Origin of the sequence: Streptomyces sp. NPDC058674 (assembly GCF_042716505.1) — a bacterium.
Classification (GTDB): Bacteria; Actinomycetota; Actinomycetes; order Streptomycetales; family Streptomycetaceae; genus Streptomyces.
On the sequence record NZ_JBHXSC010000040.1, the window covers coordinates 1 to 14,421 of the forward strand.

14 protein-coding genes and 1 pseudogene are annotated in these 14,421 nt (G+C 71.3%); 9 read left to right on the top strand and 6 right to left on the bottom strand.

Features of this window, described 5'->3' with window-relative positions; translation table 11 throughout:
• The coding region (locus tag ACFWU6_RS20820) for a LysM peptidoglycan-binding domain-containing protein (protein WP_383982382.1) at positions 1-436 on the top strand (436 nt) is incomplete at its 5' end.
• Positions 437-521: 85 nt separating this feature from the next.
• Here ACFWU6_RS20820 and ACFWU6_RS20825 read toward each other — a convergent pair.
• Positions 522-1,220, bottom strand: coding sequence for a DUF5324 family protein (locus tag ACFWU6_RS20825; protein ID WP_383803079.1), 699 nt, complete (start codon positions 1,218-1,220; stop codon positions 522-524).
• A gap of 176 nt (positions 1,221-1,396) precedes the next feature.
• Here ACFWU6_RS20825 and ACFWU6_RS20830 point away from each other — a divergent pair, with 176 nt between their 5' ends.
• Complete coding sequence (locus ACFWU6_RS20830; RefSeq protein ID WP_383803085.1) at positions 1,397-1,924, top strand: peptidylprolyl isomerase; 528 nt, start codon at positions 1,397-1,399, stop codon at positions 1,922-1,924.
• Positions 1,925-2,038: 114 nt separating this feature from the next.
• A complete protein-coding gene (locus ACFWU6_RS20835; RefSeq protein WP_383803077.1) occupies positions 2,039-2,911 on the top strand; it encodes a rhomboid family intramembrane serine protease in 873 nt (290 codons plus the stop codon).
• 115 nt (positions 2,912-3,026) lie between these two features.
• Here the strand turns inward: ACFWU6_RS20835 and crgA are convergent, their stop codons facing one another.
• Positions 3,027-3,281 carry a cell division protein CrgA gene (gene crgA, locus ACFWU6_RS20840; protein WP_383982384.1) on the bottom strand — a complete coding sequence of 85 codons (255 nt, stop codon included), beginning with the start codon at positions 3,279-3,281 and terminating at the stop codon, positions 3,027-3,029.
• A 91-nt stretch (positions 3,282-3,372) separates the two neighbouring features.
• On the opposite strand from crgA, the gene ACFWU6_RS20845 reads away from it, so the two are divergent.
• From ACFWU6_RS20845 to ACFWU6_RS20870, 6 genes and pseudogenes are all read left to right on the top strand, one after another.
• Complete coding sequence (locus tag ACFWU6_RS20845) at positions 3,373-4,146, top strand: DUF881 domain-containing protein (protein WP_383803073.1); 774 nt, start codon at positions 3,373-3,375, stop codon at positions 4,144-4,146.
• Entirely contained in the window at positions 4,118-4,882 is a 765-nt protein-coding gene (locus ACFWU6_RS20850) for a class E sortase (protein ID WP_383803072.1), read from the top strand. Before ACFWU6_RS20845 ends, ACFWU6_RS20850 begins: the two co-directional genes overlap by 29 nt.
• 65 nt (positions 4,883-4,947) lie before the next feature.
• Complete coding sequence (locus ACFWU6_RS20855; protein WP_383803086.1) at positions 4,948-5,148, top strand: hypothetical protein; 201 nt, start codon at positions 4,948-4,950, stop codon at positions 5,146-5,148.
• A complete protein-coding gene (locus ACFWU6_RS20860) occupies positions 5,145-5,783 on the top strand; it encodes an aminodeoxychorismate/anthranilate synthase component II (RefSeq protein WP_383803070.1) in 639 nt (212 codons plus the stop codon). The genes ACFWU6_RS20855 and ACFWU6_RS20860 overlap by 4 nt, the downstream gene beginning before the upstream one ends.
• Positions 5,747-6,604: pseudogene (locus ACFWU6_RS20865) on the top strand (class E sortase); the annotation flags it as partial. The gene ACFWU6_RS20860 and the pseudogene ACFWU6_RS20865, both read left to right, overlap by 37 nt.
• Positions 6,605-6,637: 33 nt before the next feature.
• Positions 6,638-7,393 carry a class E sortase gene (locus ACFWU6_RS20870; RefSeq protein WP_383803068.1) on the top strand — a complete coding sequence of 252 codons (756 nt, stop codon included), beginning with the start codon at positions 6,638-6,640 and terminating at the stop codon, positions 7,391-7,393.
• 305 nt (positions 7,394-7,698) lie between these two features.
• On the opposite strand, the gene pknB is transcribed toward ACFWU6_RS20870, so the two are convergent.
• From pknB to ACFWU6_RS20890, 4 genes are all read right to left on the bottom strand, one after another.
• Complete coding sequence (gene pknB / locus ACFWU6_RS20875; protein WP_383803067.1) at positions 7,699-9,753, bottom strand: Stk1 family PASTA domain-containing Ser/Thr kinase; 2,055 nt, start codon at positions 9,751-9,753, stop codon at positions 7,699-7,701.
• A gap of 205 nt (positions 9,754-9,958) precedes the next feature.
• Positions 9,959-11,422 (bottom strand): peptidoglycan D,D-transpeptidase FtsI family protein, encoded by a 1,464-nt coding sequence (locus tag ACFWU6_RS20880; RefSeq protein WP_383803065.1) that lies wholly within the window; start codon positions 11,420-11,422, stop codon positions 9,959-9,961.
• Positions 11,419-12,843: an FtsW/RodA/SpoVE family cell cycle protein gene (locus ACFWU6_RS20885; protein ID WP_383803063.1), complete on the bottom strand. Its 1,425-nt coding sequence runs from the start codon at positions 12,841-12,843 to the stop codon at positions 11,419-11,421. Before ACFWU6_RS20885 ends, ACFWU6_RS20880 begins: the two co-directional genes overlap by 4 nt.
• Positions 12,844-12,874: 31 nt before the next feature.
• Positions 12,875-14,335: a Stp1/IreP family PP2C-type Ser/Thr phosphatase gene (locus ACFWU6_RS20890; RefSeq protein ID WP_383803061.1), complete on the bottom strand. Its 1,461-nt coding sequence runs from the start codon at positions 14,333-14,335 to the stop codon at positions 12,875-12,877.
• Positions 14,336-14,421 lie beyond the last annotated feature (86 nt).

A 14,421-nucleotide genomic window follows, 5' to 3' on the forward strand; every position in this document is an offset into this window, starting at 1 on the left:
GCCCCCGACGGGCTCCGCGGCCGGCGCCGCGGCGGCCACCCGGGCGGCCGCCGAGCGGATGGCGGCCGCCGCGCCGCCCAAGCCCGCCGCCCCGGCCCCGACGTCCGCCGCGCACAAGGCCGTTCCCGTGGCGCCCCGGCCCGCCGCCGCGGCGCCGCAGCCCGCGCCGCCCGCCAGGGGGCCCGGTGCCCCGCACACTCCGACCCCCGGCTCGGCCGCGCACAAGGCGGTCCCGGCGGCGCCGGCGCCCCAGCCGGCGCCCGTGGCGAAGAGGCGTACGTACACCGTCAAGCCGGGCGACTCGCTCTCGGAGATCGCCCGCCGGGAACTGGGCAACGAGGGCCGCTGGCGCGAGCTCTACGCCATGAACCAGAGCGTCGTCGGCTCCAACCCCGACCTCATCCGCCCGGGCACGGTCCTCACCCTGCCCGGCTGACCCGGCCGGCGCGCAGACACGGCGCTGGGGCCCGCATCCGACCGGATGCGGGCCCCAGCGCCGTACGGGTGACGGGTGACGGATGTCAGAGCTGCTTGTCCTCCGCAGCCGGATCCGACCCCGACGCGCGCTCCTTCTCCGCCAGCTCGTCGTCGAAGCTCGTCGGCGCGTCCTCCTGCGCCGGCAGCTCCGTGGCCGCCGGCGGCTCGACGAGCCAGTCCGGGTTCGACTGCTGGTCCCACCACTTCCACGCCGCATAGGCGACGCCCGCGAGGACACCGGCCACGGCGACACCGCGCAGCGCCCGGCCGCGGCGGGCCCGGCGCTCGTGGCGCCGCACCAGCCGCTGCACTTCCTTGGCGGAGACCTGGCCGCGCAGCGCGGCCAGCGCCGCGGTCGACCGCGACGCGGCCTCCTCGGCCACCGGAGTGGCGGCCGCGAGCGCGCTCTCGAACTTCGGCTGCGTGTAGTCGGCGGCCTGCCGCGCAGCCCGGCGCGTCTGCTTCACCGCCTGCGTCGCGGCCCGGTCGACGTTCGGCGGCACATGGGTGCGTGCCTGGCGAAGCCGGGGGTGCACGTGGGTGTCGTAGGTCGTACGAGCCTGTCGCGCGGCCTCGTTGGCCGCGTAAGAGACCTTCGGCGCCAGTCGCTCATTCGCCTCATGCGCGTAGTGCACCGCGGCATCCTTGGCGGTTTCTGCGTACGGCGCCACCACTTCCGACGCGTGCCGCACAGTCTCCCTGGCGCTCTCGGCGGCCAGGCGCACGCTGTCCTTGCGGGTCACGGGATTCCTCCTCCTCGGTGGCGGACACGGTTCACCTTTCCACCCTTTGTCGGATCATGCCTGTCCGCTCGCCGCCGGGCATGCGTGACAGGGCATACGGGTGCAGGATTTTCTCTGCGGCAGAGTGCTCCGTGCGACTATCTGGACCGACAGTGATGACTATGGAAGGCAGATCCGTGGCCGAGAAGCTCTACGCCACCCTGAAGACGACCCACGGGGACATCGAGATCGAGCTGCTGGCGAACTTCGCGCCGAAGACCGTGCGGAACTTCGTCGAGCTCGCCACGGGCGGCCGCGAGTGGACCCGTCCCACCGACGGGCAGAAGACCACGGACCCGCTGTACGACGGCACCGTCTTCCACCGCGTCATCAGCGGCTTCATGATCCAGGGCGGGGACCCCCTCGGCAACGGCACCGGCGGGCCGGGCTACCAGTTCGCCGACGAGTTCCACCCCGACCTGGCCTTCACCAAGCCCTACCTGCTCGCCATGGCCAACGCCGGCCCGGCCACCAACGGCTCGCAGTTCTTCGTCACCGTCGCCCCCACGGCCTGGCTGACGCGCAAGCACACCATCTTCGGCGAGGTCACCGACAAGGCCTCCCAGGCGGTCGTGAACGCCATCGCGGCCCTTCCCACCAACCCGCGCACCGAGCGCCCCCTGGAAGACGTGATCATCCAGTCCGTCGTCGTCGAGAAGCGCTGACCGCCGCCGGCCCCGTCCGCCCCCGGGAACCTTTCCGCCCCGCCCGTCCGTCCTGGATACACGTACCGGATACGGCGGGGCGCCCCTCCTTCCCGCCGCCGACCGAGGGGACCGATGGACACCGACCGTCTGCCGGGCTGCTACCGCCACCCGGACCGCGACACCGGGATCAGCTGCACCCGCTGCGAGCGCCCGATCTGCCCGGAGTGCATGATCAGCGCCTCGGTCGGCTTCCAGTGCCCCGACTGCGTGCGCGGGGGCTCCGGCACGGGGCACCGGCCGGGTGCCGACGCGCCGCGCACCCTCGCCGGCGGGGTGGTCGCCGCCGACCCCCGGCTGGTCACGAAGGTCCTCATCGGCGTCAACGCCGCGGTGTTCCTGTTCTGCCTGGCCGTGCCGTCGGCCGTCCTGCCGCTGGAGCTGCTCGGCCGGTACGCGGTGTACCTCGGGGCGCCCGCCGAGGGGATCTCGACGGGCGAGTACCACCGCCTGATGACCTCGGTGTTCCTGCACGTCGAGTGGTGGCACGTGATCGGCAACATGATCGGCCTGTGGGTCGTCGGGGGGCCGCTGGAAGCGGCGCTGGGCCGGGCCCGCTACCTCGCCGTGTACCTGCTGTCCGGTCTGGGCGGCAGCGCGCTCGTCTACCTGCTGACCCCGCCGAACGTCCCGACCATCGGCGCGTCGGGAGCCGTCTTCGGCCTGCTCGGCGCCACGGTCGTGCTGGCGCGCCGGCTGCGGTACGAGATGCGGCCCGTGCTGGTGATGGTCGCGCTGATGGTGGTGCTGAGCTTCGTGTCGTTCGGCTCCGTCAGCGTGTCCTGGCAGGCCCATCTCGGCGGCCTGGTCACGGGGGCGCTGGTGGCCGCGGGCATGCTCGCGCCCGCCTCGGGCAGGAACCGCACACTGGTCCAGTGGGGGACCTGTGTGGCGGTGTTCCTGCTGGCCGCGGCGGTGGTATTGATCCGGACGGCCGAACTCACCTGATCACACCGGCGTCAACTCTCCACAGAGTTATCCACAGATCTTCTGTCTTTTCCTCAGGTGTGGATGACGCTGTGGATAACTCATGGGGAGAGCTTCCCTCAGGGACCGGTTGGTGCTACTTCCACTGCGTGGACACGCCGAATCCCGCCGCGATGAAGCCGAAACCGACCACGATGTTCCAGTTGCCGAGCGACTCGATCGGCAGCTGGGTCTCGGTCACGTAGAAGACGACGATCCACGCGAGTCCGATCACGAAGAGGGCCAGCATGACCGGGGCGACCCAGCTGTGATTGGTCAGCCTGATGGCCTGCGGCTGCCGCGACGGCGGCGGCGTGTAGTCGTCCTTCTTGCGGATACGTGACTTCGGCACGAGGGGCTCTCCTGTCGATGCGCTGGGGACCTTGCCTGCCCCGGGCGTCCGTTAGCGTAGTGGACCTGTGGCGTTGAAGGAGAAGGGTACGTTGAGCAATTCCGACGACTCCTCCGCGGGTCCCCGTCGCCGTGCCAGACCGGTCCGGCTGCTGACGGCCGCCGTCTTCGCCCTGGCGGGCCTGATCTTCGTCACCAGTTTCAACACCTCCAAGGGTACGAACATCCGGACGGACGCCTCGCTCCTGAAGCTGTCGGACCTCATCCGGGAGCGCAGCAGGGGCAATGCGGAGCTGGAGCAGAGCACCGGGGCGGTGCGCCTGCGGGTGGACTCCCTCGCCGAGCGCGACGACGGCAGCACCAGGGCCGAGGACGCCCGGCTGGCCGCCCTGCGCAAGGCCTCCGGCACCGAGGACCTCTCCGGCAGGGGCCTGAGCGTCACCCTCAACGACGCCCCGCCGAACGCCACCGCCCGCATCCCCAACGTGCCCGAGCCCCAGCCCAACGACCTGGTGATCCACCAGCAGGACCTCCAGGCCGTGGTGAACGCCCTCTGGCAGGGCGGTGCCGAGGGCATCCAGGTCATGGACCAGCGGCTCATCTCCACCAGCGCCGTGCGCTGCGTGGGCAACACCCTGATCCTCCAGGGCCGGGTCTACTCGCCCCCGTACAAGATCTCGGCGGTCGGCGACCCGAACGCGCTGCGCAAGGCCCTCGGCGCCTCCCCCGCCGTGCAGAACTACCAGCTGTACGTGAACGCGTACGGGCTGGGCTGGAAAGTGGACGAGCACAAGGCGCTGACACTTCCCGGGTACTCCGGCACAGTGGACCTCCACTATGCGAAGCCGGTGGAACCGACCCCCTGAGCGGGTGCGTCCCGACGCCGTACTGCGGCTGGTGGTACGGACGCTGAGCGAGCTGTGCCTGACGGCGGGCACGCTGATCGTGCTGTTCGTCGCGTACGTCCTGCTGTGGACCGGAGTCAGGGCCGACCGGGCCATGGACGGCGAGGTGGCCCGGCTGCGCGCGCACTGGGCCGCGGCCGGGGCCGCGCCGGCGGCCCGGGCCCCGTCCGCCCCGTCCGCCGCACCCGCGCAACCCGCACCGCCGCCCGCGCCGCCCCCCGCACCGCCCGCCGGGCGCGCCTTCGCCGAGATGTACGTCCCGCGCTTCGGTCCGGACTGGCGGAAGCCGGTCCTGGAGGGCACCGGCACGGAGCTGCTCAAGAGGGGCCTGGGCCACTACCCGGGCACTGCCGGCCCCGGCGGGAGGGGCAACTTCGCGGTCGCGGGCCACCGGCGCACCTACGGGGACCCCTTCAAGGACTTCCCCGCGCTGCGCCCGGGGGACGCCGTGATCCTCAAGGACGCGACCACCTGGTACACCTACACGATCCGCGGCGGCCCCGTGCGCACCCTGCCGACCGACGTCGCCGTCGTCGACCCGGTGCCCCGGAAGTCGCCCTTCACCGTCCCCGGCCGGTACCTGACGCTGACGACCTGCGACCCGGAGTGGGGCCACAGCCACCGGCTGGTCGTATGGGCCGAACTGACCGGCGAGCGGACGGCGGGACCGGCCGGGTCCGGGGGTTTGCCGAGGTGACCCACCCGGCCCGGCCACTGCCTCTAGTCTGGTCGGGTACCGCCCCTGCGGTGCGGGGAACGATCGTGGACGAAAAGGAAACGGACGGCATGTACGGCTGGATCTGGCGGCATCTGCCGGGCAACGCGTGGGTGCGCGCGCTGATCTCGCTCGTACTGGTCCTCGCGGTGGTGTTCGTGCTGTTCCAGTACGTCTTCCCGTGGGCCGAGCCGCTCCTGCCGTTCAACGATGTGACGGTGGACGAGGGATCGGGAGCGACTCCGTGAGCGCGCGCATTCTGGTGGTAGACAACTACGACAGCTTTGTCTTCAACCTGGTCCAGTACCTCTACCAGCTCGGTGCCGAGTGCGAGGTGCTGCGCAACGACGAGGTCGCGCTCTCGCACGCGCAGGACGGCTTCGACGGCGTGCTGCTGTCCCCCGGGCCGGGGACGCCGGAGGAGGCCGGGATCTGCGTCGACATGGTGCGGCACTGCGCCGCGAGCGCCGTCCCGGTCTTCGGCGTCTGCCTGGGCATGCAGTCGATGGCGGTCGCCTACGGGGGTGTCGTGGGCCGGGCCCCGGAGCTGCTCCACGGCAAGACCTCGCCCGTGGTGCACGAGGGCCTGGGGGTGTTCGAGGGGCTGCCGTCGCCCTTCACCGCGACCCGCTACCACTCGCTGGCCGCCGAGCCCCTGACCCTCCCGGACGCGCTGGAGGTCACGGCGCGCACGCAGGACGGGATCATCATGGGCCTGCGCCACCGGGAGCACGACGTCGAGGGAGTGCAGTTCCACCCCGAGTCGGTGCTGACCGAGTGGGGGCACCGGATGCTCGCGAACTGGCTGGTGCGCTGCGGTGACGCGGGAGCCGTGGAGCGTTCGGTGGGGCTGGCCCCGGTGGTGGGCAAGGCCGTCGCGTGACCACGCTCGCGCCGTCCGCGCCCACGGAGGGCCGGGCCGCGCGGCGCAGGGCGGCTCAGGAGGCCGCCAAGCGGTCCGCCCGGCGGACACGGCGGCGCGGCGGCCGGCGGCGCAGGCGGCCCGCGTCCGGCGGACCGCTGGTCGTCGCGAGCCGGCTGGGCGGCGAGCTGTTCATCACGCTGGGCCTGGTGATGCTGCTGTTCGTCGCCTACCAGCTCTGGTACACGAACCTCCTGGCGCAGCGGACGGCCGACGGGGCGGCGGGCTCGCTGCGGCAGACCTGGGAGCGGGCCCCGGCCGGCGGGGCCGCCACCCCGCCAGTGTCGGCGTTCGAGCCGGGGCAGGGCTTCGCGATCCTGCACATCCCGAAGCTGGACGTGAAGGTGCCGGTGGCCGAGGGGATCAGCAAGCCGAGGGTCCTCGACCGCGGGATGGTCGGCCACTACGGCGAGGGCGCCCTCAAGACGGCGATGCCGTCGGACCCGCAGGGGAACTTCGCGGTGGCGGGGCACCGGAACACGCACGGCGAGCCGTTCCGCTACATCAACCGGCTGGTGCCGGGGGACCCGGTCGTGGTCGAGACCCGGGACGCGTACTACACGTACGAGATGACCTCGGCGCTGCCGCAGACGCCGCCGACGAACGTGTCCGTGATCAAGCCGGTGCCCGAGGGCTCGGGCTTCACCTCCCCGGGCCGCTACATCACGCTCACCACCTGCACGCCCGAGTTCACCAGCACCTACCGGATGATCGTATGGGGCAGGATGACCGGTGAACGCCCCCGCAGCGAGGGACCGCCGCCCGCGCTGACCGGCTCGTAGCCGCCCGCCCGTACGTCGAAGGACGAATCCGCAGTGTCTCCTTCCCGCCACCGCCGCCGCGCCGAACCGGCCGCCGCCGCACCGGCTTCGGGCCGCGGCGTGCTCGCCGGGTTCCTGAGCCTGCTGGGCGAGGTCCTGATCACGGTGGGCCTGGTGCTGGCCCTGTTCGTGGCCTACTCCCTGTGGTGGACGAACGTGCTCGCGGACCGGCAGGCCTCGGCCCGGGGCGACGAGGTCCGCCGGCAGTGGCTGGCGCCCCCCTCCCCCTCGGAACCCTCGCGACCGGCGGAGCCCGGCGCGCTCGACACCCAGGGGGGCGTCGGCTTCCTGCACGTCCCGGCGATGGGGAACGGCGAGGTGCTGGTCAAGCGCGGCACGTCGCCGGAGGTCCTGAACGACGGAGTGGCGGGCTACTACACCGAGCCGCTGAAGTCGGCGCTGCCGTCGGACCCCGCCGGGAACTTCTCGCTGGCCGCGCACCGGGACGGGCACGGGGCGAAGTTCCACCACATCGACAAGGTGCGGAAGGGCGACGCGATCGTCTTCGAGACGCGCGACACCTGGTACGTCTACAAGGTCTTCGCGGAGCTGCGCCAGACCTCGAAGTACAACGTGGACGTGATCAGCCCGGTGCCGAGGGAGTCGGGCAGGACGGCCCCCGGCCGGTACATCACGCTGACGACCTGCACGCCCGTCTACACGTCGAAGTACCGCTACGTGGTGTGGGGCGAGCTGGTCCGCACGGAGAAGGCGGACGCCGACCGCACCCCCCCGGCCGAGCTGCGCTGAGGACCCGCAGGCCCCCCGCGGGCCCCGCCCGGAGCCCCCGTACGCCTCGGGGAGCCCCGGAGGCGCCCGAGGCGCCGTAGGGAGCCCAGGAGAGCCCCGACGAGCCGCTGGGGGCCTCCGGAGACCGCGGGGCGGACGCGTCGGCACGGCCGGTGCGGACGGCCGGTACGACGGGTGCGGACGGCCGGTACGACGGGTGCGGACGGCCGGTACGACGGGTGCGGACGGCCGGTACGACGGAGGTCCGGCGCCTCCGCGGGGAGGGGCCGGACCTCTGCCGTACCGGCCGGGGCCGGGGGTCGGCGCTAGCGCCGGCCGCCGCCGCCCGTGAGGCCGCCGAAGAGGCCGTTCCCGCCGTTGTCGTTCCCGCCGTTGTTGCCGCCGTCCTGCTGTCCCGGCAGGGTGCGGACGTTGACCGCCGTGCCGGCGGGGAGCGCGGTGCCCGCCACCGGCTCCGAGAAGATCACCACCGCCTTGTCGTCCGGCGGGCCGGACAGGACCGCGCCGAAGGCCAGGCCGACCCGCTTCAGCTCGTCCTTCGCCTGCCCGACGGTCCGGTTCGCCAGGCTGGGCACCGGCACGGTCTGCGGCGCCGCCTTCGAGACGGTGATGTTGACCGTCCTGCCGACCTCGACCTGCTCACCGGCGAGCGGCGACTGCGAGATGACCGTCTTGGGGGTCGCCCCGGGCAGGTCGCTCTCGGTCGTGCTGCCGAGCTTGAGGTTGGCGTCCTGGAGCGCCTTGACGGCCTGCTCCCTCGTCTTGCCCGTGAGGTCCGGGACCGCGGCCTTGGAGATCTCCTTGGCCACGGTCAGCGTGATCACGTCGTTCTTCTTGGCCTGGGCGCCGGCCTTCGGGTTCTGTTCGAGGACGACACCGGGCGTGCTGTCCGCCTCCTTGAGCTTGCGCTCGACCTGGAAGCCCTTGGCCTTGAGGACCTTCTCGGCCTCGTCGTACTGCGACCTGAGCACGTCGGGCACCGACACCGGGGGGGCGCCCGAGGAGACCTTCACCTTGACCGGGGAGTCCTTGGCGACCTTGGTGCCGGCCTCGGGGTTCTGCGAGCAGATGTTGCCCGCGGGCTGCGTCTCGCAGGGCACGTCGGCCCCGTCCTTCTCCACCCTGACGCCGACGTTGGAACCGCCCTGCTGCGCCTTCTCCAGGGTCTGGCCGACGAACTCGGGCACGACGGGCCGGTTGTCGGCGCCCCCGCCGACGAGGGCCTGGCCGATGAGGATCGCGCCGACGAGGACGAGGATGCCGGCCGCCACGAGCAGGATCGTGGAGGCCTGGCTCTTCTTCTGGCGGCGGTGCGGGCCCTGGTCGTAGCCGTGGCCCTGGTCGCCGTACCCGTACCCGCCGTCGCCGCCGCCCGGGGGCATGGGCGCCATCATCGAGGTCTGGCCGGAGTCGGCGGAGCGCAGCGCGGTGGTGGGCTGGTCGTAGCCCTGTCCGTAGCCGTGGCCCTGGTCGGGGTAGCCGTAGCCGGCCGCTCCCATGGACGCGGTGGCGGCGACGGGCTGGCCGTCGAGGCAGGCCTCGATGTCGGCGCGCATCTCGTCGGCGGACTGGTAGCGGTAGTCGGGGTCCTTGACCAGTGCCTTCAACACGATCGCGTCCATCTCGGGCGTGATCTCGGAGTCGAAGTTCGACGGCGGCTGGGGCTCTTCCCGTACGTGCTGGTAGGCGACGGCGACGGGGGAGTCGCCGATGAACGGGGGCCGGACGCTGAGCAGTTCGTAGAGCAGGCAGCCGGCGGAGTACAGGTCGGAACGCGCGTCGACCTGCTCGCCCTTGGCCTGCTCCGGCGAGAGGTACTGGGCCGTGCCGATGACCGCGGCGGTCTGGGTCATGGTCATGCCGGAGTCGCCCATGGCGCGGGCGATGCCGAAGTCCATGACCTTGACCTGGCCGGTGCGGGTCAGCATCACGTTCGCGGGCTTGATGTCGCGGTGGACGATGCCGGCCCGGTGGGAGTACTCCAGGGCCTGGAGGATGCCGATGCACATCTCGAGCGTGCGCTCGGGCAGCAGCTTGCGCCCGGAGTGGAGGAGCTCGCGCAGGGTGGACCCGTCGACGTACTCCATCACGATGTACGGGATGGAGATGTTGTCGACGTAGTCTTCGCCGGTGTCGTAGACGGCGACGATCGCCGGGTGGTTCAGCGACGCGGCCGACTGGGCCTCGCGCCGGAACCGGGCCTGGAACGAGGGGTCCCGGGCGAGGTCGGCACGCAGGGTCTTGACGGCGACGGTACGGCCGAGCCGGGTGTCGTGGGCGAGGTAGACCTCGGCCATGCCACCACGGCCGAGCACGTGGCTCAGCTCGTACCGGCCGCCGAGGCGCCGCGGCTCTTCCATAACGTTCCAGCCCTCTCCGTCAGTCCCGACCGCACCTGTGTGTGGTCCGGCGGTGTGCTGTTCGCGCAAAGGCTACCGGCCGATCGCCGGTGATCGGTTCGTGGCCACAGGCTGATACAGGACCGGTACCGTACGCTCCGATCCCGCCCCGATCAGTGACGCGGATCACTGCGCGGTGGTGCGCCATCCCCGGCCCGCAGCCGTCTCATCCCTGGTTCTTCAGCACGGCGTCCATGACGGCCTTGGCCACCGGGGCGGCGAGGCCGCCGCCGCTGATGTCCTCGCGGTCCGCTCCGCTGTCCTCGATGACGACGGCCACGGCGACGGGCGAGGAGCCGTCCGGGTTCTCGGCGTAGGAGATGAACCAGGCGTAGGGGCGCTTCTTGTTGCCCTCGCCGTGCTGGGCGGTGCCGGTCTTGCCGCCGACGACGGTGCCCTTGATCCGCGCCGGGGTGCCGGTGCCGGACTCGACGACGTTGACCATCATCTGCTGGACCTTCTGCGCGTTGGCGGCGGAGAGGGGCCGGCTCATCTCCTGCGGCTCGTGCTTCTCGATCAGGTCGAGGTTGGGGGCGGTGAGCTGGTCCACCATGTACGGCTTCATCAGCTTGCCGTCGTTGGCGATGGCAGCGGTCACCATGGCCATCTGCAGCGGGGTGGCGGCGGTGTTGAACTGCCCGATGGAGCTCTGGGCGTTGCCGTCCTTGCCCATCTTCTTGTCGTAGACGCTGGCGAAGGCGCGGACCGGGATGTCGATCTTGTCGTTGTTGAAGCCGAACTTCTCCGCCGTGTCCACCATCTTGTCGCGGGTGACCTTGTCGCCCAGGTTCGCGAAGACGGAGTTGCAGGAGACGCGCATCGCCTCGTTGAGGCTCGCCTTCTCGCAGCCGGACGCGTGGTTGACCATCGGCGTCCTGGTGCCGGGCAGGAAGTACGGCTCCGGGGTGTCCGTCGGCGCGTTGATGTCGGTGACGACGCCGTTCTCCAGGGCCGCCGCGGCGGTGACCACCTTGAAGGTGGAGCCCGGCGGGTAGGTCTCGCGCAGGGCGCGGTTGACGAGGTTCTTGTTCTCGTTGTCCTTGAGGGCGACCCAGGCCTTCTCGTCGTCCTTGGAGTTCCCGGCGAAGCTGGACGGGTCGTAGGACGGGGTGGAGACCAGCGCCAGGATGGCGCCGGTGCGCGGGTCGATCGCGGCGACCGCGCCCTTGTTGCCGCCGAGCTTGTCGAACGCGGCCTTCTGCGCTGCGGGGTTCAGCGTCGTGATGACGTTGCCGCCCTGCTTCTTCTCCCCCGTGAACATGCCGACGGTGCGGTCGAAGAAGAGCCGGTCGTCGTTGCCGGTGAGGATGCCGTCCTCGAGGGATTCGAGCTGGGTGGCGCCGAAGGCCTGCGAGGCGTAGCCCGTGACGGGGGCCCACAGGGGTCCGTCGAGGTAGGTCCGCTTGTACTTGAAGTCGCTGCCGTTGGTGGTCACCGAACCGGTGATGGGCTGGCCCTTGACGATGATGTTGCCGCGCTCGGTGGCGTACTGGGCGATCTGGACCCGGCGGTTCTCCTTGCGCGTGCTGAGCTCCTCGGCCTGCACGTACTGAAGCCAGTTGGTCCGGATCAGCAGCGCGAGGACGAGCAGCCCGCAGAACAGCGAGATGCGGCGCAGGGGCTTGTTCATGACGGGCGGACCACCTGGGTCATCTCGGAGTCGGGGGACGGAGCGGGGGCCGGGGCGGGGCGGCGTGCGGTGTCGCTGATCCGGATGAGGATTCCGATGAGGGCCCAGTTCGCGAGGACGGAGGAACCGCCGGACGCGAGGAAGGGCATGGTCATGCCGGTCAGGGGGATGAGGCCCATGACTCCGCCGGCGACGACGAAGATCTGGATGGCGAAGGCGCCGGACAGGCCGATCGCGAAGAGCTTGCCGAAGGGGTCGCGCGCGGCGAGGGCGGTGCGCACGCCCCGCTCGATGATGAGCCCGTAGATCAGGAGGAAGGCCATCACGCCGGCCAGGCCGAGCTCTTCCCCGACGGTGGAGAAGATGAAGTCGGAGTTGGCGGCGAAGAGGATCAGGTCGGAGTGGCCCTGGCCGAGGCCGGTGCCGAGGACCCCGCCGGAGCCGAAGCTCATCAGCGACTGGCCGACCTGCTCGCAGGCGCCCGAGGTGGCGTAGCAGGCGAAGGGGTCCAGCCAGGCGGTGACGCGGACCTTGACGTGGCTGGCGAAGGAGGCGACGACGACGGCGCCGCCGACCGACATGAGCAGGCCGATGACGATCCAGCTGGTCCGTTCGGTGGCCACGTAGAGCATGATCACGAACATGCCGAAGAAGAGCAGCGAGGTGCCGAGGTCGTTCTCGAAGATGAGGACGAGGAGGCTGACCGCCCAGATCATCAGGATCGGGCCGAGGTCGCGGCCGCGCGGCAGGTAGAGGCCCATGAAGCGCCGGCTGGCCAGGGCGAGCGCGTCGCGCTTCACCATCAGGTAGCCGGCGAAGAAGATCGCGATGACGATCTTCGCGAACTCGCCGGGCTGGATGGAGAACCCGCCGACGCTGATCCAGATCTTCGCGCCGAAGACGTCGGCGCCCAGGCCCGGGATGACGGGCAGGATCAGCAGGACCAGGGCGCCGGCCATGGAGATGTACGTGAACCGCTGCAGGACGCGGTGGTCCTTGAGCAGCAGCAGGACGGCGGCGAACAGCGCGATGCCGACGGCGGTGTACAGCAGCTGGTTGGGCGCCGAGGCCGAGAAGCCGCCGTACTGCACCTTGGCGAGGTTCTGGAGCCGCGCGGACTGGTCCAGGCGCCAGATGAAGACGAGACCGAGCCCGTTGAGCAGGGTCGCGAGCGGCAGCAGCAGCGGGTCGGAGTACTTGGCGTAGCGGCGCACGACGAAGTGCGCCACCCCGGCGAGCGCGCCGAGCCCCAGACCGTAGGCCAGCATGCCGGGCGGCAGCTCGCCGTGGATCGCGAGGCCCACGTTGGCGTAGGCGAAGATCGGGATGACCACGGCGAAGCCGAGCAGCATCAGCTCGGTGTTCCGCCGGCTCGGCAGCTCGATGGCGCCGATGGTGGTCGTGTTGGTGACAACGCTCATGGTGTGGCAGGCCCCCTGCGCCCGCTGGTTCCTACTGCTTTCCGCACAGGCTGGCCAGCTGCTGCTCCGCGGGAGTCAGGCTGGAGGCGGGTGTCTGGTTCTGCGCCTCGGCGTTGCGGCGCTCTTCGTCCTTCTTGCAGGCGGACACCTGGAGACCGAGGTCGTCGATCTTCTCGCGCGCGCCGTCCAGGCTGCTCTCGCTGATGGTGGCCTGAACCAGCTTGAGCTTGTAGGGCGGCAGGTACTTCAGTTCGATGTCGGGCCGGTCGATCTCCACTTCGGAGAGCTCCACCGGTCCCAGCTTCTGGCTGATGCCCTTGAAGAGCGCGACGTGGCCGCCCTTGACGCCGATGTAGTACTGGGTCTGGGTCCAGCGCCACCCGGCGTAGAGGCCGCCGCCGACGACTCCGGCGACGAGCAGCAGGGTCAGCGTACGGGTGGTCCACTTGCGCCCTTTGCTGCGGCGCCTGCGGGGCTTGTCGTACGTGTCCTCGTACCCGGCGTCGGAGTCGTAGCCGTCGGCCTCGCCGAAGCTGCCGTATCCGCCGCCCGGGGCCTGGCCCTGGTCCGCGTACCCGTAGCCGGGGGCCTCGCCGCTGCCGGGGGGCCCGAAGGCGCCCGGCGGCGGCGGGGCCTGGCGGCCGAGCCCGGAGGCGCGGCCGGCCGGGGTCTGCATGGCGTTGCCGCCGTCGAAGTGGTGCTGGTTCTCGGCGACCGCGCCGACGACGACCGGGGTGTCGCTCACCTGGGCGGCGAGGGTGTCCCCGCTGTCGGTGTCCAGGACGTCGGCGACGATGCAGGTGATGTTGTCCGGTCCGCCGCCCCGGAGGGCGAGCTGGATCAGCGACTGCACCGTCTCGCGGGGGCCGTGGTAGTCGGCGAGGGTCTCCTCCAGGGTCTGGTGGGAGACCACGCCGGAGAGCCCGTCGGAGCAGATCAGGTAGCGGTCGCCGGCCCGGACCTCGCGGATGGACAGGTCGGGTTCGACGATGTCGCCGCTGCCGAGCGCCCGCATCAGGAGGGAGCGCTGGGGGTGGGTGGTGGCCTCCTCCTCGGTGATCCGGCCCTCGTCGACGAGACGCTGCACCCAGGTGTGGTCCTGGGTGATCTGCGTGAGGACCCCGTCGCGCAGCAGGTAGGCGCGGGAGTCGCCGACGTGGACCAGGCCGAGGCGCTGACCCGTCCACAGGAGGGCGGTCAGGGTGGTGCCCATGCCCTCCAGCTGCGGGTCCTCCTCGACCATGGCGCGCAGCTGGTCGTTGGCCCGCTGCACGGCGGACGCGAGGGAGGTGATGATGTCGGAGCCCGGGACGTCGTCGTCGAGCTGCACGAGGGTGGAGATCACCTCGGAGCTCGCGACCTCGCCGGCGGCCTGGCCTCCCATGCCGTCGGCGATCGCGAGGAGCCGGGGCCCGGCGTAGCCGGAGTCCTCGTTCCCCTCCCGGATCATGCCCTTGTGCGATCCGGCGGCGAACCGCAGGGACAGACTCATGCGCACCTGCCCTGTCGGCTCCGGGTACAACCGGTCTCGAGCCACACTGCCCACCCTCCGGTCGGGAACGCGCTCGCGTCCGTGTC

What these genes read in the sequence shown, in the direction of transcription:
- pknB (WP_383803067.1), bottom strand. Translation starts at nt 9,753, where the DNA reads ATGGAAGAGCCGCGGCGCCTCGGCGGCCGGTACGAGCTGAGCCACGTG.
- ACFWU6_RS20835 (WP_383803077.1), top strand. Translation starts at nt 2,039, where the DNA reads ATGGACACCGACCGTCTGCCGGGCTGCTACCGCCACCCGGACCGCGAC.
- ACFWU6_RS20850 (WP_383803072.1), top strand. Translation starts at nt 4,118, where the DNA reads ATGCGAAGCCGGTGGAACCGACCCCCTGAGCGGGTGCGTCCCGACGCC.
- ACFWU6_RS20890 (WP_383803061.1), bottom strand. Translation starts at nt 14,335, where the DNA reads ATGAGTCTGTCCCTGCGGTTCGCCGCCGGATCGCACAAGGGCATGATC.
- ACFWU6_RS20885 (WP_383803063.1), bottom strand. Translation starts at nt 12,843, where the DNA reads ATGAGCGTTGTCACCAACACGACCACCATCGGCGCCATCGAGCTGCCG.
- ACFWU6_RS20880 (WP_383803065.1), bottom strand. Translation starts at nt 11,422, where the DNA reads ATGAACAAGCCCCTGCGCCGCATCTCGCTGTTCTGCGGGCTGCTCGTC.